Source organism: Pseudomonas sp. TE3895 (assembly GCF_056278855.1).
Genome location: NZ_JBWBQE010000001.1, coordinates 3469385 through 3488144, shown reverse-complemented (window position 1 = coordinate 3488144; position 18760 = coordinate 3469385). Strand labels below are relative to the sequence as shown.

At 61.8% G+C, this 18760-nt stretch carries 15 protein-coding genes and 1 pseudogene; 9 read left to right on the top strand and 7 right to left on the bottom strand.

Features of this window, described 5'->3' with window-relative positions:
* Entirely contained in the window at window positions 1-981 is a 981-nt protein-coding gene (locus ACZ889_RS15705) for a transketolase family protein (RefSeq protein ID WP_047602921.1), read from the top strand.
* Window positions 982-1045: 64 nt separating this feature from the next.
* A complete protein-coding gene (locus ACZ889_RS15700; protein ID WP_080756695.1) occupies window positions 1046-2353 on the top strand; it encodes an MFS transporter in 1308 nt (435 codons plus the stop codon).
* 175 nt (window positions 2354-2528) lie between these two features.
* Here ACZ889_RS15700 and ACZ889_RS15695 read toward each other — a convergent pair whose 3' ends face one another.
* Genes ACZ889_RS15695 through ACZ889_RS15680 form a run of 4 tightly spaced genes read right to left on the bottom strand, consistent with a single transcriptional unit; the run spans window position 2529 to window position 8405 of the window.
* A complete protein-coding gene (locus ACZ889_RS15695; RefSeq protein ID WP_476257540.1) occupies window positions 2529-3911 on the bottom strand; it encodes an efflux transporter outer membrane subunit in 1383 nt (460 codons plus the stop codon).
* Window positions 3908-7081 (bottom strand): efflux RND transporter permease subunit, encoded by a 3174-nt coding sequence (locus ACZ889_RS15690; protein WP_476257539.1) that lies wholly within the window; start codon window positions 7079-7081, stop codon window positions 3908-3910. Before ACZ889_RS15690 ends, ACZ889_RS15695 begins: the two co-directional genes overlap by 4 nt.
* Window positions 7078-8241, bottom strand: coding sequence for an efflux RND transporter periplasmic adaptor subunit (locus ACZ889_RS15685; protein ID WP_476257538.1), 1164 nt, complete (start codon window positions 8239-8241; stop codon window positions 7078-7080). Before ACZ889_RS15685 ends, ACZ889_RS15690 begins: the two co-directional genes overlap by 4 nt.
* A gap of 26 nt (window positions 8242-8267) precedes the next feature.
* Window positions 8268-8405, bottom strand: coding sequence for a hypothetical protein (locus tag ACZ889_RS15680; protein WP_179053510.1), 138 nt, complete (start codon window positions 8403-8405; stop codon window positions 8268-8270).
* A 236-nt stretch (window positions 8406-8641) separates the two neighbouring features.
* Between ACZ889_RS15680 and ACZ889_RS15675 the strand changes: the two genes are divergently transcribed.
* From ACZ889_RS15675 to ACZ889_RS15660, 4 genes are all read left to right on the top strand, one after another.
* Entirely contained in the window at window positions 8642-9748 is a 1107-nt protein-coding gene (locus tag ACZ889_RS15675) for an alkene reductase (protein WP_047602924.1), read from the top strand.
* A gap of 69 nt (window positions 9749-9817) precedes the next feature.
* The gene (locus ACZ889_RS15670) at window positions 9818-10804 is read left to right on the top strand and encodes a zinc-binding dehydrogenase (RefSeq protein WP_098090551.1); all 987 of its coding nucleotides are present in this window, start codon (window positions 9818-9820) and stop codon (window positions 10802-10804) included.
* 493 nt (window positions 10805-11297) lie between these two features.
* A complete protein-coding gene (locus tag ACZ889_RS15665) occupies window positions 11298-12020 on the top strand; it encodes an NAD(P)H-dependent oxidoreductase (protein WP_014861577.1) in 723 nt (240 codons plus the stop codon).
* Window positions 12021-12089: 69 nt separating this feature from the next.
* On the top strand, window positions 12090-12770 hold the full coding sequence (locus ACZ889_RS15660) for an HAD family hydrolase (protein WP_227743101.1): 681 nt from the start codon (window positions 12090-12092) through the stop codon (window positions 12768-12770).
* 18 nt (window positions 12771-12788) lie between these two features.
* Here ACZ889_RS15660 and dapB read toward each other — a convergent pair whose 3' ends face one another.
* Window positions 12789-13562 (bottom strand): 4-hydroxy-tetrahydrodipicolinate reductase, encoded by a 774-nt coding sequence (gene dapB, locus ACZ889_RS15655; RefSeq protein WP_476258021.1) that lies wholly within the window; start codon window positions 13560-13562, stop codon window positions 12789-12791.
* An 89-nt stretch (window positions 13563-13651) separates the two neighbouring features.
* Window positions 13652-14005, bottom strand: coding sequence for an SDR family oxidoreductase (locus ACZ889_RS15650; RefSeq protein WP_180688228.1), 354 nt, complete (start codon window positions 14003-14005; stop codon window positions 13652-13654).
* 588 nt (window positions 14006-14593) lie between these two features.
* Here ACZ889_RS15650 and ACZ889_RS15645 point away from each other — a divergent pair.
* The 3 genes and pseudogenes from ACZ889_RS15645 to ACZ889_RS15635 all read left to right on the top strand — a co-directional run.
* A pseudogene (locus tag ACZ889_RS15645) lies at window positions 14594-14889 on the top strand (type 2 periplasmic-binding domain-containing protein); the annotation flags it as partial.
* A 54-nt stretch (window positions 14890-14943) separates the two neighbouring features.
* A complete protein-coding gene (locus tag ACZ889_RS15640) occupies window positions 14944-15522 on the top strand; it encodes an NAD(P)H-dependent oxidoreductase (RefSeq protein ID WP_003253953.1) in 579 nt (192 codons plus the stop codon).
* 166 nt (window positions 15523-15688) lie between these two features.
* Window positions 15689-16072, top strand: a complete 384-nt coding sequence (locus tag ACZ889_RS15635) for a MerR family transcriptional regulator (RefSeq protein ID WP_003253954.1) — start codon at window positions 15689-15691, stop codon at window positions 16070-16072.
* Window positions 16073-16141: 69 nt separating this feature from the next.
* On the opposite strand, the gene ACZ889_RS15630 is transcribed toward ACZ889_RS15635, so the two are convergent.
* Entirely contained in the window at window positions 16142-18751 is a 2610-nt protein-coding gene (locus ACZ889_RS15630; protein WP_476257537.1) for an efflux RND transporter permease subunit, read from the bottom strand.
* Window positions 18752-18760 lie beyond the last annotated feature (9 nt).

The window sequence follows — 18760 nt, the reverse complement described above, 5'->3', positions numbered from 1 at the left end:
ATGAGCGCCCCCCTGTCCCCCAACTCCTGGCAATACCGTGGCCTGAACGCCATGAACCCAGGGCTTTCCTACCTCTCCGATGCCCTGATCGAGTTGACCCGCGAGGGCCATCCGGTGATGGCTGGCTCCGCTGACCTGCAGTACTCCAACGGCCTGAACAAGTTCGCCACGGCATTCCCGGATCGCTACATCCAGTTCGGCATCTCCGAGCAGAATATGGTCACCGCCGCCGCCGGCCTGGCCACCTGCGGAGTGATGCCGTTCGTGGCGACCTTCGCCTCGTTCCTCGGCCTGCTGTGCTGCGAACAGATCCGCATGGACGTCGCCTACTCGGCGCAGCCGGTGCGCCTGATCGGCCACCACACCGGGATCTCCCTGGGCTTCTACGGCACCTCGCACCACGCCACCGAAGACATCGCGACCATGCGCTCGATCGCCGACCTGGCGGTGGTTTCGCCCTCCGACGGGCCGCAACTGGCCGCTGCGATCAAGGCCTCGGCCACCTACGACAAACCGGTGTACTTCCGTATCGGTCGTGGTCGCGACCCGATCATCTACGAGAACGGCGCCACCTTCGAATTCGGCAAGGCCACCGAGCTTGTGCAGGGCGAAGAGCTGACCATCATTGCCTGCGGGATCACGGTGCATCCGGCGTTGGCCGCTGCGCGCAAGCTCAATGCCGAGGGCCGTTCGGTGGGTGTGATCGACATGGCGTCGATCAAGCCGATCGACCGTGAGGCGATCCTGCAGGCTGCAGCGCGCAGCAAACGTATGATGACGGTCGAGGAGCACAACGTGCTCGGCGGCCTGGGCGCGGCCGTGGCCGAAGTGCTGGCCGACGAAGGTGTCGGGATCAAGCTCAAGCGCCATGGCATCTATGACGAGTACAGCCTGATCGCACCACCGACCCACCTCTACCAGCACTACAAGCTCGACGCCGCTGGCATCGAGGAAGTGGCGCTCACGCACCTGGCAAGCTGACTTCTGTCGCTGTACGGGCAGCGCCAGCCTTGGCGCTGCCCGCCCCTTTCGCTCGGAGCCAACAATGAACAATATGACCGAGACCCTGCCCGGTAGCGTGGCCCAGGCCACACCAGGCGCTGTCAACCTGCGCCGCAAATCCTTGCTCGCCACTGGCATCGGCAACCTGCTGGAGTGGTTCGACTGGACCCTCTACACCGTCGCCTCGGTGTACATCGCCGCCGCCCTGTTCGACAAGAGCAACCCCACCTCCGCACTACTGGCCACCCTTGCCGTGTTCGCCGCAGGCTTTTTGCTACGGCCCTTGGGCGGCATCGTCTTCGGCATCCTCGCCGACCGCCTCGGCCGGCGCACCGTGCTGCTCAGCACCATGCTGCTGATGGCCGGCGCCAGCCTGCTGATCGCCTTCATCCCCTCCTATGAAGCCATTGGCAGCTGGGCCTCGGCCTTGCTGCTTGGTGCACGGCTGATCCAGGGCTTCGCCCATGGCGGCGAGACCACCACCTCCTACGCCTATATCGCCGAAATTGCCCCGCCGAAACGCCGTGGGCTGTGGTCGAGCACGGTGTTTTTCGCCGTCGGCAGCGGCTCGTTGCTGGCAACCTTCTACATGGCCCTGCTGACCTCGGTGCTCAGCGTCGAAGAAATGCAGCAATGGGGCTGGCGTATCCCGTTCGCCACCGGTGGTGTGCTGGCCGTGGTCGCTCTATGGCTGCGGCGCAACATGATGGAGAGCGAGCACAGCCCAAGTGCCAGCAACAATTCGCTGCAGGCGCCTTGGAGCCGCGGCCAGGTCTTGCAACATGGCGTGCGCTTGTTCCTCTATGAAGCCGGGGCGACCCTGACCTACTACACCTGGGTGACCTCCGCGTCGATCTACGCCATGACCGTCAAGGGCATGGATCCGCACAGCGCGTTCATGATGAGTTGCGTTGCCCAGGTGATCTACCTGGCCTTCCTGCCGGTGTGTGGCTGGCTGTCGGACCACTGGGGGCGCAAGGTCTGCGCGCTGATCTCGCTGCTGGGCATTGCCGCGACGCTGTTCCCGCTGTGGGGCATGATATCCAGCGAGCCATGGACACTGATGGTGGCGCAGACAGCCGGGTTGATGCTGGTGGCATTCATCACCGGCTGCAAGCCAGCATCGATCTCCGAGCAGATTCCGACGCGCTATCGCACACGGATGTTCGGTGTGTGCATTTCCTTGGGGGTTGCCGTGTTTGGCGGGACCGCCTCATACCTGACCACCTGGTTGTATTCGGAGCAGATCGGCTGGATGTTCAATGTCTACCTGATTGTGGTGGCGGTGATTGCCAGTGGTGTGGTGCTGATGTGGAAGAACAACCACGGGGTGCCGATCGATCAGGTTTGAACCAACCCTTTGCTCTGTACCTACTGGCCTCTTCGCGGGCAAGCCCGCTCCCACAGGGTCCGGGCCGTTGGCAGTATTTGCGTTGAGCCAGTGCTGACTCAACGCAGGTCTGAAATCTACGCGATACCTGTGGCAGCGGGCTTGCCCGCGAAGCATCCACCGCTGGCCTGAAGCCTTACCCACCCAGCGCACTTACCAACAATGCCTGGTTCTGCCACTGCGCGGTGCGCACCATTGCCAGCGCACTCTGTGCGCTGAGCTGACTACGCTGCGCCTCCAGCACATCGAGCAATGGCGCCTCACCTGCCTGCCACGACCGGCGAATCTGCTCCAGCGCCGAGCCCGCCTGCTCGGCTGAGCGTGCGAGCAACACCTGACGCTCAGCATTGCGCTGCGCCGCCGCCAGCGCCGACTCCACCTGCGCCACTGCCACCAGTACCGTGCGCCGATACGCCAGCAACGCCTCGCGCGCCTCGGCATCACGCAGCGCCACCTGAGCTTTGCGCCGACCACCATCGAACAACGGCGCACTGGCATTCACCCCCGCCAGCCAGAAGGTCGAACTGGCCAGATTGGCAGCACTCATGCCGTTGATCAAAGACCCTATTGCCGCCGACAGGCTCAAGCGCGGCATCAGCTCGGCTTTGGCCACGCCCACTCGGGCATAGGCGGCAATCACCCGCGCTTCCGCCGCTTTCACATCCGGTCGCTGGCGCAGCAGATCGGCCGGGGTACCGGCGTCTTGTACGGCCACTTCGCGCACGCTGACCGGGCTTTGCTGCATCTGCCCATACAGCTCGGCACTGGGCATGGCCAGCAGTACCGAAAGCCGATGCACAGCACGCTGCCACTCCAGTTGCAACGCTGGCACCCGCGCTGCAGTGCTATCAGCCTGGGCCCGCGCGCGTAGCACATCGGCTTGCGGGCTGCTGCCGGCAGCATACAACTGCTCACTCAACTGCGAGGTCTCAGCCTGGCTCTGCGCGCTCTGTCGAACGATGGCCAAGCGTTGCTCCAAGCCACGCGCCTGGGCATAGGCCTGGACCACGTCGCCCACCAAGGCGACGCGCACCGCGCGCGCCTGCTCCTCGCTGGCAACCATTTCGGCATCGGCGGCCCGCACACCTTCGCGAATGCGTCCAAACAGGTCGAGCTCCCAACTGGCGCCTACCCCCAGCGACAGCGGCTCATCGATCACGGCATCGCTAAAACCTGTCTGGTAGGCCGAGGTGCGCTGGCGGGCCGCGCTGGCGCCAAGGTCCAGATTCGGGCTACCCGCCGAGGCGCTGACCTGACGCAAGGCTCGCGCCGCATCGATGCGCGCCAAGGTAATCTGCACATCGAGGTTGTCGTCCATGGCGCGCTGCACCAAGCGGTCGAGCAGCGGGTCATGGTAGCCACGCCACCACTGTGTGGTGATTGTCAGCGGCGCCGTGGACTGGGCATTGATGTACTGCGCGGGCGGCGCCGTGCTGTCCGGCGGCAGGCTCGGCGCGGCACAGGCGCCAAGCAGCGCCGCGGTGAAGCCCAGCAGGGGAAAACGAAGACGAGTGTTCATGGCTGGATATCCTGTTCAGCAGCCGCAGGCTGCGCCGAAAGCCGCTGCTCGCCACCGGCCAGGCGGCGAATCAGCACATAGAAGACTGGGGTGAACAACAGGCCGAACAAGGTCACGCCGATCATCCCGAAGAACACCGCCGAGCCCACCGCCAGACGCATTTCAGAACCGGCGCCTTCGGACAGCACCAGCGGCAACACACCGAGGATGAACGCCAGCGAGGTCATCAGGATCGGCCGCAAGCGCAAGCGACAGGCCTCGACCACGGCGGTAACGATGGCCTGCCCGTCCTGCTCCAACTGGCGGGCGACTTCGACGATGAGGATGGCGTTCTTCGCTGCCAAGCCCACCAGCACGATGAAGCCGATCTGGGTGAGGATGTTGATATCCAGGCCCATCAGGCGCACGCCACCGGCCGCCGCCAACAGACACATCGGCACGATCAACAGGATGGCCAGGGGCAAGCTCCAGCTGCCGTACTGCGCCGCCAACACCAGATAAACGAACACCACACACAGCGGGAAGACCAGAAGGCCCATGTTGCCAGCGGTGGTCTGCTGGTAGCTCAGATCGGTCCATTGATAGCTGATACCCGCCGGCAGATGCTCGCCCGCCAACCGTTGCATGGTCTGAATGGCGTAGTCCGAGCCCAGGCCCGGCAAGGTGTCGCCGTTGATCTCAGCGGTCGGAAACAGGTTGTACCGTGGGAAGCGCTCGACCCCGAGGGCTTCGTGCAGCTGGGTCACGCTGGCCAGCGGCACCATCTGCCCGGCCTCGTTGCGTACCTTGACCCGTGCCAGGTCCTCAGGGCTGACACGATACGGCAAGTCAGCCTGGGCAGTGACCCGATAGGTACGCCCGACCAGGTTGAAGTCATTGATGTAGGTTGAGCCAAAGTAGGTCTCGATGGCCTGGTTGATCTGGCTGCTCCGCACCCCCAGCATCTCGGCGCGCTCGCGGTCGAGTTCGACGAACACCTGCGGCGTGCTGGCCGAGAACGGCGAGTACACCCCGGTCATGCCCGGCGTAGCGTTGGCCGCGGCGACCAGCTCGGCGGTGGCCTTGGCCAGCGCCTCGCTGCCCAGCCCTGCGCGGTCTTGCAGACGCAGGGAGAAGCCGCCGGTGCTGCCCAGCCCCTGTACCGGCGGCGGCGTGGCGACAATCACCGAAGCACCACTGACGGCCTTGAGCCGCTCGCGCAGGTCGACGGCGATCTTGTCAGCGGTCAGCCCGTGCAGCTTGCGCTGGGACCAGGGCTCGAACACCGGCGCCAGGCCCGCCGAATTCGACGAGTTGGTCCCGGTGACCATCGAAAAACCGGAGAAGGTCGGCACCCGATCGACACCCGGCACCTGCAGGGCAATCGCTTCGATCTGTTGAGAAATGGCGTTGGTGCGCTCCAGCGAGGCGCCATCGGGCAGTTGCACGATCACCACCAGGTAGCCTCGATCCTGCGCCGGGATGAAGCCCTTGGGCGTACTCACCAGCAGGTAGCCGGTGGCGGCGATCAGTGCCGCGTACAGCGCCAGCATCAACGGCGTCTTCGCCACCAGGCCGCGTACACTGCGGGCATAGCCATCAGACAACCGGGCAAAGCCACGGTTGAACGCCTCGACACCGCGCCGCGGCACGCCAAGCACACCACGGCGCAGCGGCGCATGGCCGCCATGGCGACGCAGGATCATCGCCGCCAGTGCCGGCGACAGGGTCAGCGAGTTGAACAGCGAGATCGCCGTGGCCACCGCGATGGTCACCCCGAACTGGCGGAAGAACTCACCGGAGATCCCCGGGATGAACGCGGTGGGGATGAACACCGCACACAGCACCAGGGTGATCGCCACCAGCGCGCCGCCGATTTCCTGCATGGTCAGGATAGTCGCCTCACGCGGGCCCTTGCCCTCGGCCAGATGCCGCTCGACGTTCTCCACCACGACGATGGCGTTGTCGACCACGATCCCCACCGCCAGTACCAGGCCGAACAGAGTCAGGTTGTTGATCGAATAGCCGAGCATCGCCATGACCGCAAAAGTGCCCACCAGCGATACCGGGATTGCCAGGATCGGGATGATCGATGGCCGCCAGCCCTGGAGGAACAACAGCACTACCAGCACTACCAGGATCACCGCCTCATAGATGGTCTTGCCCAGCTCGCCAATGCTGTCGGCGATGAACGCGGTGGGGTTGTAACCGATGCTGTACTCGATGCCTTCAGGGAACTCCTGGCTCAGCTGCGCCATGGTCTGCTCGACCACTTGCATGGTCGCCAAGGCGTTGGCGCCGGGGCGCTGCAACACTTGCAAGCCAATCGCCGGATGGCGCAGATAGTAGGTGTTGTTGACGTAGGCAAGCCCGGCGATTTCAGTGCGGGCAACATCTTTGAGGCGCACCAGACGTCCCGCCTCACCGGACTTGAGCACGATGTTGTCGAAGTCTGCCGGCTCTTTGAGACGGCCTTCGAAGATCAAGTTCGGCTGGAACGCCTGGGACGCTACCGGAGGTTGAGCGATCACCCCACCAGCCACCTGGGTGTTTTGTGCGCGTACCGCCGCAATGACGTCACCTGGGGTCAGGTTGAACGCCGCGACCCGCTCCGGGTCCAGCCAGATACGCATCGAGTACTCGCGGGCGCCCAGCGGGTTGATGTCCCCTACCCCATCGATGCGCTTGAGCGTGTCGGCCACGGTGCGAATGGCGAAGTTCGACACGTACAGCTGATCGTGAGTGCCCTTGGGTGAAGAGATGAAGATGGTCGACAGCTGGGTCGGCGACGACTTGCGCACCGAAACGCCGCTGCGCTGCACCGGTTCCGGAAGCCGTGGCGTGGCCAGGGCGACGCGGTTTTGCACCAGCACCTGGGCCTTGTCGACATCGGTGCCGCTCTTGAAGGTCACGGTTAGGTTGAGGCTGCCATCGGAGGTCGCCTGGCTGTACATGTAGAGCATGTCCTCGACACCGTTGACCTCCTGCTCCAATGGGATCGCCAGGGTCTGGGCCACGGTCTGCGCCGAGGCGCCCGGATAGGTCGCCTGGACCACCACCGTCGGCGGTGCGATGTCGGGGTACTCGGAGGTCGGCAACACCAGGTAGGCCAAGCCACCCACGATCAGCATCACCACCGAAAGGACGATGGCCAGCACGGGCTGGTCGATCGACGTGCGTCCCAGGTTCATAGCGGTGCCTCCCCAGTTGGGTTGGCACTGGCCACCCGGCTCAGGCTGCGCGGCTCGCCAACGGCGCTGTCGCCTGCGCGTACCCGCTGCAGGCCATCGACGATGACCTGCTCCTGCGCCTGCAAACCGCTGACCACTTCGCGCAAGCCGTCATGCAGCTTGCCCAGCTGCACCGGGCGCAGCTCGACCCGGTTCTGCGCATTGAGCACGTGCAGCACCTTGCGCGTGGCATCCACACCGACTGCGGTGTCCGGCACCAGCAACGCCTCATAGGCAGGGCGTGCGGAAAACTGCACGCGGCCGAACTGGCCCGGGCTCAAGGCCAGGTCTGGATTGCTCACCCGCGCCCGCTGACGCAGGGTGCCGGTGGAGGGGTCGAGGCGGTTGTCGATGAAGTCCATACGCCCGCTCAGCGACGGCTGGGCCTCACCCGGCAAGGCGATGCGTACCTGGCTGCCGGTGAGGTTGCCGGAGGATTGGCGGCGGTACTTGAGATAGCTCTGCTCGTCGATGTCGAAATAGATGTCGATCGGGTCGAGCGAGACGATGGTGGTCAGCAAGGTCGCGCCACTGTTGCCGCCATTGACCAGGTTGCCTTCGCTGATCAGCCTGCGGCTGATGCGCCCGCTCATGGGCGCGGTGATGCGCGTGAACTCCAGTTCCAGGCGCGCATTGGCCAGCACCCCTTCGGCGCTGAGCACTTCGGCCTTGGCCGCGTCGCGCGCTTGCAGGCGTTGGTCGTAAAGGCTCTGGGCGATGGTCTTGGAATTAATCAGCAGCCTGGCCCGCGCATACTCCTGCTCGGCCAGCGACAACCGCGAACGGGCCTGGGCCAGTTGGCCCTGCGCTTGGGTGACGGCAGCCTGGAAGCTGCGCGAGTCGATGACGAACAGCAGGTCGCCCTTCTTGACGATCGCGCCATCAGTAAAGGCTACCTTTTCCAGGTAGCCACTGACCCGCGAGCGCACCTCGACCGAGTCGGTGGCCTCGAAGCGGCCGGTGAAGCTGTCCCAGTCACTGACGGTGGATTTCAAGGGCTGGCTGATCACTACGCTTGGCAGCGCCGGTGCGCTGTGCTCGGCCTGCGGGCCGCAGCCGACCAGCACGGCGGCCAGGGTCAAGGCGAACGCTGCGGCTGCGCCACTTCTGGAGAGCTTCATATGGATGGATTCCATGCAGAAAAGCATCAGTTTTTCAGGACGCGGGCGCTGAGGGTTTGCGTGCGCTCGACGAACGCTGACGACTCTTCGGCCTGGACAGCCAGGGCGGACGACAGGCTGGCCAGGGTGGCGAGCAGGAGCAGGGCGTGCTTGATAACGGTCATGGAGATGCCTCGGTGAGCGGAAAGTGAGGCGGATTCTCGGCAAATGGCTGTGGCAGATTAATAGCGGCGCGCACAAATCAATTTTGTGCACCGAGCATGAACGGAGCATGCAGTTCCATAAGCGACACCGCGCGCCCACTTGTGCCATGGAGGCAAAAGTGATTGTCCCCACGACGGCTGTTTCCATCCTGCGCCGCTGTCGAGAATCACCCCATCGACTTTCTCCGGAGACCGCCATGCGCAACGACCCGCTGTTCCAACCGCTGCCACTGGGTGGCCTGCAGTTGCCCAACCGCATCCTCATGCCACCGATGACGCGCTCACGCGCCGCGCAACCAGGTGACGTGCCCACGGCGCTGATGGCCGAGTACTACGCCCAGCGCGCCAGCGCCGGGTTGATCGTCAGCGAAGGCACCTGGATCTCGCCGCTGGGCAAAGGCTATGCGCGCACGCCAGGCATCTACAGCCAGCAGCAGATCGACGGCTGGCGGCTGGTTACCGAGTCGGTGCATGCCGCGGGCGGGCGGATCTTTGCCCAACTGTGGCATGTCGGTCGCTTGAGCCACAGCAGCTTGCTCGGCGGCCAGGCGCCAGTGTCGTCCTCGGCGGTGCAGGCAGTCGGGGTCAATGTGTTCATCGACAACCCCGATGGCACCCCAGGCTTTGTCCAGGCATCGCAGCCGCGAGCACTGGCTGAAGACGAGATCGGGCAGATTGTCGAGCAGTATCGCCAGGCCGCACGCAATGCCATGGCAGCTGGCTTCGATGGCGTCGAGCTGCATGCCGCCAATGGCTACCTGGTCAACCAGTTCCTCGACTCAGAAGCCAACAGCCGCACCGATCGCTACGGCGGCTCGCTGGAAAACCGCCTGCGCTTTCTCGATGAGGTGACCCGCGCGTTGGTCGATGGCACTGGCGAGCGCAGCCGGGTCGGTGTGCGCCTGGCACCGCTGACTACCCTCAATGGCTGTGTCGATGCAGATCCGGTCACCACTTACACCGCGGCCGCCCAGCGGCTGGGCGAAATCGGTATTGGTTACCTGCATATCGCCGAAGCCGACTGGGACGATGCGCCAGACATGCCGGTGACCTTCAAGCAGCAGCTGCGCGAGGTATTCCCAGGGGTGATGGTTTATGCCGGCAAATACACCGGCGAGCGCGCGCGTGAGGCGCTGCAAGCGGGCTGGGCTGATTTGATCGGTTTTGGCCGGCCGTTCGTGGCTAACCCCGACCTGCCCGAACGCCTGCGCCAGCATGCGCCGCTGGCCGAGCATGAACGCGCCACCCTGTTTGGGGGTAACGCCCAAGGGCTGACGGACTACCCGACTTTACAGACGGTCTGATAGTCATTCAGTGAAAGAGCCTTCATGGCATTGGCACACTCCCTTATACCTTTCGAACCAGGAATGCTCATGTCCACCTCGTACCAAGCCTGGGGCTGGACCCCGGGCGCTGGCCTCGATGGCCTGCAACTGATCCGCAAACTCTTGGCGCAACCAGGCCCCGGCGAAGTGCTGGTAGCTAACCGCGCCATCGCCCTCAACCCGGTGGACTGGAAGATCTGCGAATGGGGTCACACCGACTGGCGTCATGGCACCGTGCCCGGGGTTGACGGTGTTGGTATCGTCGAAGCCGTCGGCGCTGGTGTGGATATCCCAGTCGGCACTCGCGTGGCTTACCACCAATCGCTCTCACGCGATGGCAGCTTCGCCGAATACTGCCTGGTAGACGCCTACTTGCTCATGCAGTTGCCAGCCACTATTGATGACACCGTCGCTGCCACTGTGCCCTGCCCGGCTCTTACCGCCTGGCAGGCATTGGCCAAAATTGCCCAAGGCGCTTCAACCGATGTGCTGGTGATCGGAGCTGGTGGCGCGGTGGGCTTCTATCTGGCGCAACTGGCCGTACAACGTGGCTTGCGTGTGTGGGCCACAGCCGGTGAACGCCACCATGCTGCGCTAAAGGCCCTTGGTGTGGTCGATGTGTTCAACTACAACAACGCCCAGTGGCAGGCACAATTGCAAATCGCCTTGGGCGAGCGCCCTCTGCATGCGCTATTCGACACGGTCAGCGGCGCCCACGCTGCCAGCCTCGCCCATCTGCTCGGCTACAACGGCCACTTGGTGTGCATCCAGGACCGCCAGGAAACCGCGCCACTGCCCGCATTCAGTAGCGCGATCTCGCTGCATGAAGTGGCCCTGAACAGCGTTCACGCCCACGGTCGGCTGCTCGATCACCAGGCACTACGGACCCAGGCGCAACAGCTGCTGCAACACGTCGCCGATGGCCAACTGATTACTCCGCAACGCCGGCTGTTCGACTTCGCTGAGCTTCCCCTGGCACTGCGCCAGCTCAAAGAGGGTAACGGCGGGGGCAAGTGGGTCGCGCAACTGGGCTGACTGCGCTTCACAGGATGGTGCTTGCTGAAGCAGGGCCTGATGTTTGAGCCTCGGCTCAGCCTAAAACATGCTGCAAATTTGAGCAGTGCCTCACCTGTGCGCTAGCAGCTCGGCAATCTGACTTGCCCGCTGTATCGGCAAGCGTGTCAGTGCATCCTTGAGATACGGATTCGGACCATGCCCATTACAGGTAAGTACGCCGATGGCGACGTGCCGGGTCTGTCTCTCACTCAAAGCCAAAAAAGCCAAGATCGAGGCTCAATGGCGCAACGAAGCTGGCGAAGTCATCACCCTGCATGGGGTGCACGATCCGGCGCAGAAACCCACTGACGCACCGCTGGGCGCCCCCCTACCTGAGATAGTTCGCAGCTAGCCGAAATGCCCCCGTTTGGCCAGAGTTTGCGGGCGAACGGCGTGAGCCTGCCCTGCATGAGATGGGCTGAGTATGCACCGTTCGTTTACTTCCATCAGCGAACGACTCCCGGGAACACACATGAAAGTACACATCGTCCATGCCCACCCTGAAGCCAAGAGCTTCAACGCTGCACTCACAGCCCAAGCCCGCAGTCACCTCACTCAGCAAGGTCATGAAGTCACGGTTTCAGACCTCTACGCGATGAACTGGCAGGCACTGTCCGGGCGTGGCAACTTCACAACCTGTGCCGACCCTGACTATTTCAAGCAACAGGTCGAGGAGGCGCACGCTACCGAAAACTCAGGCTTTGCCCCGGACATTCAAGCAGAGATCGACAAGCTCTTTGCTTGCGACGCGCTGATTCTGCAGTTCCCACTTTGGTGGTTCTCGATGCCTGCAATTCTGAAGGGCTGGGTAGATCGCGTGCTGGCTTACGGTGCGGTCTATGGCGCCGGGGCCTGGTATGACAACGGCAAGTTCGCCGGCAAGAAAGCCATGGTTTCGCTTACCACCGGGGGTGGCGCCTCGATGTACGGCCATGACGGCATCAACGGCAACATCAATACGCTGCTGTTTCCCATTCAGCACGGTGTACTGCGTCTGACCGGCTTCGATGTGCTCGAACCCTTCATCTGCTGGCAACCAGCAAGTGTCTCCGCCGAGGTTCGTGCGGACTACCTACAAGCCTACCGTGATCGCCTGGACCATTTGTTCACAGCCGAAGCGCTGCCTTTCGCCAGCCTCCACGACTATGACCCCAGCACGTTCCGCCTTCGCCAAGCCGCGACGCAAAACACCTAATCCCCCGCGTTGAGAAGCAGCCCGCGCTGCTTCTCGTCGGCTATGCGCCCATTTGAGATGGAATCCAGAATGAACAAGCTCGAAAAAATTCGCCATTTCGCGATAGACACCAATGGTGTATTGCTGAGCGATGTCTATAGCACTCCAATTCGTACCTTCGTCGAACGCCATGGCGGCCACTACACGGCCGATCTAGAACGCCAGATACTAGGCTCGCCGCATATGGCCGGGGGGCACATCATGGCGCTGGCCTGCAACCTGCCCTGGACAGCCATGGAAACCATAGATGCCTTCCTCGCAGAGCAAGCCCAGTACGCCGCACGCCACCCTGTACAGCTGGCACCGGGAGCCGTTGCCTTGCTCGCCCGGCTCAAAGAAACAGGCGCTCGTATCACTGCATATGGGGGAAGCACCAAGGCAGCGATCTTCGACCGCTACCTGGCGCCGGTAAGTGAGTACTTCGATGCCGACCTGCCTTACATCGACATGGGCCACGCACGCCCGGGCATGGCTGAAATCCACCGTCAAACAGCTACCGGTGCCGGCGAGCTGGTGTTCATCGATGACCTGAACCGGGTCGCCCAAGTGAGCAAAACGCTCGGTTGTGGCTTTATCGGCAAACCCGCAACCCTGTACCAGAAACAGCAGATGCAGGCATCGGGTGTGCGGTTCATCTGCAAGGATCTGGACGAGATCGACCAGACACTCTTGCAAGCGCTGGACCAATCCATGCGACTAGAGCACCACTAGCCCGCATCGCACTCACGTTCAATTCACTGCCAAGCCAAGCACCGCCTGCATGGAATATACCCCGGCAGGCTGATGCCAAGCCCAGCGTGCCGCCCGCAGCGCCCCTCGGGTGAATACCTGCCGATCTAGTGCCTGGTGGCTGAGGGTAAATATTTCTCCTTCGCCCGCAAAGATGAGTGAGTGATCCCCCACCACTGAGCCCCCCCGAAGGGTGGCGAAACCAATGGTGCCCACTTCACGCGGGCCGGTCAGCCCATCCCGCACGCGCACCGCCTGGCTGCCTAGGTCCACCTGCCGGCCCTTGGCGACCGCTTCCCCCATCATCAACGCCGTGCCGGACGGTGCATCTACCTTATGACGGTGATGCATTTCCAGCACCTCAGCATCCCAATCCTCCGCAGGTAGCACTCGACCGGCAATTTCAGCGAGGACACTGAGCAACTGCACCCCTACGCTCATGTTGCCAGATTTGACAATGCGCGCCCCTTGGCTGCCAGCAATCGCCGCTTCCTGCTCGGGGTTGAAACCAGTCGTACCAATAATGTGAACCAACCCTCGGGCCGAGGTGTACTCCAAACATTGCAACGTGACTTCGGGCTGGGTGAAATCAAGCACGCCATCAGCCCCGTCGAGCGATCGCAACATATCGTCAGTGAAATGCACCCCAGTCGGGTCACTCCCCACCACTTCAGCGCAGTCCTTGCCAACCAAGCTGGAACCAGGCCGTACCACCGCAGCATGCAGGCACGCACCTTGGGCATGAAGCAAGCTTCGCACCAGTCTCTGACCCATGCGCCCCGACGCGCCCAATACCACCAGTCTTATTGGTCTATCCATAGGTATCAAAACGTCTCCTTTAAAAAAAGCGGCCGCCGTCATGCTTATGGCAACCGCGATAACTCCCCGAATTGAAAGCTGCCGACCACGTTGATATCGAGAATCTGTTCCACGGTTGCCAGCGGTGTCAACATCGTGTGGTTCATACTGTCGATACCGGCATTGTTGATCAAGTTATCTAGCCGTCCATAGTCACCACGTCTATGCGAAAAGATCGTTTTGGCCGTCGCCTCGTCAATGACGTCAGCGACGAAGTGCCGGTAGCCAGGCAGTTCCCAGTCGATGTCACTTCGACTGCAGCCAACTACCTGATGGCCGCGGGCGACATAATGCTCGACCAAAAACTTGCCGAGGCCTTTGCGTGTACCCGTGATCAAGGTCACTGGAGCTTCATGCATGAGCGTGCTCTCCAATCAGAGTCACGACATGTTCAGTCAGTGATGCCACGCTGGCAAACGGGCTGCGCCGGGCTGACATCGCTTTCTCGCTGGCAAGCACGATTCACACTGCGAGTTTTGACAGGTGCCGGCTATAACTTTGAAAACACTGTTCACGCGGCAAGATCGAGCGGTGACAACGTAGAGGGTTGTGCGCAAACGCCTGGCAGGCGCTTTCACGCTATGAATACCATTGAGCCGGGCCCACCTGATCCAGCAACAGCCGCACGCACTCGACCCTCTGTTCGAGTATGCCCATCGCTATTTCCGAAAGAGCCATGGTGACCTCCTGAACCTGCCGGAAGCCAAATGCTCATCTCATCTACGATCCTGCTCCATCGAAAAACCGAACTGGGGTCTATCCCATTCTGGCCTCAAATCTGGCCTTGAATGACTTGCCCGGCAATCCGTGAAGAACCAATAAAAACGGTCTGCACGACCGGTATGAGGTACGAGGCCTCTAAACGCACACCCTCAACGGAACCTGTGCGGCCGGCTCATCTCGCGCCGGTAAGGCTTCATAGACGCTTTGGCTGTAGGTCGGCATGCCCCCTGCGCGATCGCGACCCGTTAATGTTGGTGATGCCGGTCGATAATGCCTTGACAGGGCTCGCCCCCCCCTGACGTTCAACGACACCCTCAGCCACGCTTATGTCGCCCTCAACGCCAACAGTGCCCTCGCCGTCTATCTGGAGGCGCAAGCCCTTCAATCCGGTTGGCGCTTGCAGGTGCGAGTGCGGGCTCAACGCACATTGCGTTTCTGCGCCCGCTCATTCGACGGTTTGCCGGGCTCCACCCGAGCGCTGCTGGACTGTTTGTCTCTACCGCTAACCGGCAAGGCTTGACTCTACCGTAAGGGGCAGACTTTACCCTTGGCACTTCATTACCTGGAGTTTGTCATGAAGCGCAAACGCATGCTCGTAATCCTCGGCCACCCTTCGAACGACAGCTTTTGCGGCGCTGTGTCCGAACGTTATGTCGAGGCTGCCACGCAAGCAGGCCATGAGGTGCGCCTGCTGCGCCTGGACACCCTGGATTTCGATCCGGTCTTGCACGATGGCTATAACCAGATCCAGTTGCTTGAGCCCGACTTGATCAACGCACAGAACGACATTACCTGGGCCGAACACCTGACATTGGTGTACCCGATCTGGTGGGGCGGCATTCCGGCGTTGCTCAAGGGGTTCTTCGACCGCGTGTTTCTGCCCGGCTTTGCCTTCAAGTACCGCAAGGGCTCGCCCTTCCCGGATAAGCTGCTCAAGGGCCGCACGGCTCACCTTTTGGTGACCATGGACACGCCGCCGTGGTACTACCGGTGGGTGTATCGCATGCCGGGCCTGCACCAGATGCGCAAGACCACCCTGGAGTTCTGCGGCATAAAACCCCTGAAAACCCTGACCTTCGGTCCGGTATTGGGCTCCAAGCCGGAACAGCGTGAAGCCTGGCTCAAACAAGTCCAGGCAGTCGCCAGCCGCTGATCGGCCCCGGTCGGGCCGTGCCCCTGCGCTGCCCAGCCGGGCCTCCCTGCTGTGACACCTCGTCCAACTTGGCTTCCCACACACTGACGCTTGTGCAAAGATGTCGCGCGCCTGTACGAGCACGCGACATCTTTTCGCTTCTGATGCGTCATAAAAAGGGATTTTCATGTACATCGGCAAAGCTGCCCAGCTGTCGGGCACCACCGTCAAAAGCATTCGACATTACGAAGAAATCGGCCTGTTGCCACCCCCGCAACGCGAAGGCAAGTACCGCATCTACAGCCAGCAAAGCGTAGAGCTGCTGACCTTCATCAAATGCGCTCAGCAACTCGGCTTCAAGCTCAAGGAAATGCAGGCCATTCTGCAGGATCATCGCGGCCAGGAGCTGCCCTGGGATCTGGCCATGCAGGCCATCGATAACAAAAAGCAGGAATTGATGGGGCAGATCCAGGCCTTGCAGCAAGTGCATGACGGCTTGGTTGAGTTTGAGCTGAGCCTCAAAGATGCTCAGATGCAATGCCAGTTCGAACACCTGGAAAAGGCCCGCTGAATCCGCTCCGCCGCCCCTGACCGGCCATGGCGCCCCGTGCCGTTTTCAGCACGCAGGCGCCCCGGCGATTTAGCCTGGCACAGCCCCACCCCCCGGCTGCTCGCCCTCTTGCACGGCTGGCTGCGGCACAATCGAGGCAAAGAACCACGGCGAAATCAGCGTGACCAACAAAATGGTCATGAAGCCGCTGGATGACAGCGCCAGTATCACCAATACACCCAGGTCAATGACGGGTTTGTAGGCGGAGAACAGCAGCGCGACGAAGCCCATCGAGAAGATCACGACGTTGACCACCGTCGAGCGCCCGACGCCCTGCATGGCCGCCAGGATGGCCTCGTCGATCTCGATGCCCTTCTGCACCAGCATCTTGATCCGTGACAGCAGGTGAACGGCGTAATCCACGACGCCCACCACCAGGAACGTCACCAGTGTGGTACCGATGTTCAACTCGATATCCAACAGGTACATGCTGCCGTAAACCGTCACCGACGTGGTCAGCAACGTCAGCATGCCGAGGATGCCCAGGCGTACTGACTTGAGCCAGAACATCATCATCAAGGTCACGGCCAGCAACGCCAGCGAGAAGCTCAGCACCTGACCCTGGGTGATTTCCTGCAACACCCCGGTCCATATGTACGGCGTACCGGCATGGGTGACCTGCAGGTTGGCCGGTTTGTTGATGACCAGCCAGGCGTCCAGTTTATCGAGCATCGCCTGGTAATCGCCCGCCACAGAGGAGGTCATGGTGAACAGCGTCACTGCCTTCGAGTAATCGGCATTGAGCACGTTCTGCAAGTCAGTCCCGCCACCGTTCTCGAACATCATGATGTGTTGTTCGATGAGCGAGTTGCCATCGACATCGAAGGTCTCCGGTTTCCCGTCATCATCGACCACCGTCACCTGCTCCACCGCCTGCGGCACCCGCAGGAAAGCAGGGTTCATGTCGTTAAGCACGAGGTTCATGCGCTTGATGTAGGTCGCCACCGAATAGGTGTAACTCACGTTCGGCTGGGCCTTGATGAACTGGTCCAGACGGTCGAGGAACTGCACGGTTTCAGTGGTCAGCGCGCCACGCGGAGTCTTGGTGTCGAAAGCGATCCAGCCCGGCGATGTACCGGCGACTCCAGCCCGGTTGATGAACGCGTCGGACATCCGCACCGGGCTGTCCTTCTTGAAGTAGGCAATGCCCGAGTCTTCGATATCCACCTTGAACGTGAACACCGTCATCATCGCCAACAACGGCAGGGTCACCAGCAATACCGGCTTGCGCCAGCGAATCAGCCAGGCACAGAACACCACCAGATAGTGGGAGATCAGCGACTCTTTCAGTTGCACTTTGCGCGGGACGGCATCTTTGCCCCAGATCGAAATCCACGCCGGAATCAGTAGCAACGAGATGATCAGCGCCGCCGTCAGGCCGATGGACATGAACACGCCAAAGTTGCGGATGCTGACAATGTTGTTGGTGGTGGAAATCAGGAACGTCGCAATAGTCGTGACCGTTGTCAAAACTACGGGCGTGACCATCAGGCGCTGGGTTTCCCGGTTGGCTTCGCGGAAAGACTTACCCGAATTGAGCTGTTCGTAATACTCGGCCATGACATGGATCGCGTCGGCACAACAGATGGTGAACAGGAACACCGGCAAGACACTGGTGAGCAAGTCCATGGGCACACGCAACAGCGCCATCAGGCCAAGGGTCCAGATGGTGCAGAACAGGATATTGAACAGCGGCAGCACCACGCCCAGTGGTTTGCGAAAGAAGAAAACCAGCAGAGAGGTCACCAGCAGGAACACGATCGGGAACAGCATCGCCAGGTCGTGATCGATGATTTCCTGCTGGGCCGCAATGAAGATCGGCATGCCGGCGATGAACACCTCATCGGTGAACTCCGGGTGGGCGGCCTGGTACTTCGCGATGATCTCGCGGACCTGGTGATAAGCACGCAACTGGGCCTGAGCGTCGTCCTGTTTGGTGCCCAGTTCGGCGACGACCATGGCGACTTTCTTGTCCGCCGAGACGACGCCACCGACCATCTGCTCGTTGCCCATGATCTGCGCTTCGACCTTGATCGGGTCCATATCCAGGGCGTGCAGGGTCTTGTGGATCCATAACTCGCCATCGGCACTCAAGCTGATGTTTTCCAGGTCAGCCATCGAGGCCATTTCCTGGATCGGGTTGAGCCGCTCGGCAAGAAAGCTCAAAAACTGCAGGTCATGGCTGTCCCAGTGCCGGGCAATCCCATGGTCGCGCAGCGCTTTGGCGGCAGCGTAATCGTTCTGCGAAAAACCCTCGGCGAGGATCTGCACCAGCAAACCCTGGGCATCAGGGTCGTCACTGTGGAGGCCGACGATGCGCTGCAGTTCGACACGGTCCTCATCGTTCGCCAGCATCAACTGGCGTATGGCCTGGGACAGCTCGAACTGGGCGTTCAGCGACGTGGTGTTGAAGACACTCTCGGGGTTGTTCAGCGCCACCATGACCGAGTCATACGTGCCGGTGAACTCGCGCTGCAGATCAATGATCGTCTTGCGCGCCGGGTGAGTGTCCTTGAGCAGATACGGATTGGTGTCCGACATCAGCGCGCCGAGGGTGTAGGTGAAGTAGGCGGTGATCGCCACCAACACGAACACAATTGCCCGCGCATAGCGCTCGACGAAGTTCAGGTATCTTTCCATGAATGAGGG

Excerpts from the sequence above, each read along its gene's own strand:
- ACZ889_RS15705 (WP_047602921.1), top strand. The coding sequence starts at position 1 with ATGAGCGCCCCCCTGTCCCCCAACTCCTGGCAATACCGTGGCCTGAAC.
- ACZ889_RS15700 (WP_080756695.1), top strand. The coding sequence starts at position 1,046 with ATGAACAATATGACCGAGACCCTGCCCGGTAGCGTGGCCCAGGCCACA.
- ACZ889_RS15695 (WP_476257540.1), bottom strand. The coding sequence starts at position 3,911 with ATGAACACTCGTCTTCGTTTTCCCCTGCTGGGCTTCACCGCGGCGCTG.
- ACZ889_RS15690 (WP_476257539.1), bottom strand. The coding sequence starts at position 7,081 with ATGAACCTGGGACGCACGTCGATCGACCAGCCCGTGCTGGCCATCGTC.
- ACZ889_RS15685 (WP_476257538.1), bottom strand. The coding sequence starts at position 8,241 with ATGAAGCTCTCCAGAAGTGGCGCAGCCGCAGCGTTCGCCTTGACCCTG.
- ACZ889_RS15680 (WP_179053510.1), bottom strand. The coding sequence starts at position 8,405 with ATGACCGTTATCAAGCACGCCCTGCTCCTGCTCGCCACCCTGGCCAGC.
- ACZ889_RS15675 (WP_047602924.1), top strand. The coding sequence starts at position 8,642 with ATGCGCAACGACCCGCTGTTCCAACCGCTGCCACTGGGTGGCCTGCAG.
- ACZ889_RS15670 (WP_098090551.1), top strand. The coding sequence starts at position 9,818 with ATGTCCACCTCGTACCAAGCCTGGGGCTGGACCCCGGGCGCTGGCCTC.
- ACZ889_RS15665 (WP_014861577.1), top strand. The coding sequence starts at position 11,298 with ATGAAAGTACACATCGTCCATGCCCACCCTGAAGCCAAGAGCTTCAAC.
- ACZ889_RS15660 (WP_227743101.1), top strand. The coding sequence starts at position 12,090 with ATGAACAAGCTCGAAAAAATTCGCCATTTCGCGATAGACACCAATGGT.
- dapB (WP_476258021.1), bottom strand. The coding sequence starts at position 13,562 with ATGGGTCAGAGACTGGTGCGAAGCTTGCTTCATGCCCAAGGTGCGTGC.
- ACZ889_RS15650 (WP_180688228.1), bottom strand. The coding sequence starts at position 14,005 with ATGCATGAAGCTCCAGTGACCTTGATCACGGGTACACGCAAAGGCCTC.
- ACZ889_RS15640 (WP_003253953.1), top strand. The coding sequence starts at position 14,944 with ATGAAGCGCAAACGCATGCTCGTAATCCTCGGCCACCCTTCGAACGAC.
- ACZ889_RS15635 (WP_003253954.1), top strand. The coding sequence starts at position 15,689 with ATGTACATCGGCAAAGCTGCCCAGCTGTCGGGCACCACCGTCAAAAGC.
- ACZ889_RS15630 (WP_476257537.1), bottom strand. The coding sequence starts at position 18,751 with ATGGAAAGATACCTGAACTTCGTCGAGCGCTATGCGCGGGCAATTGTG.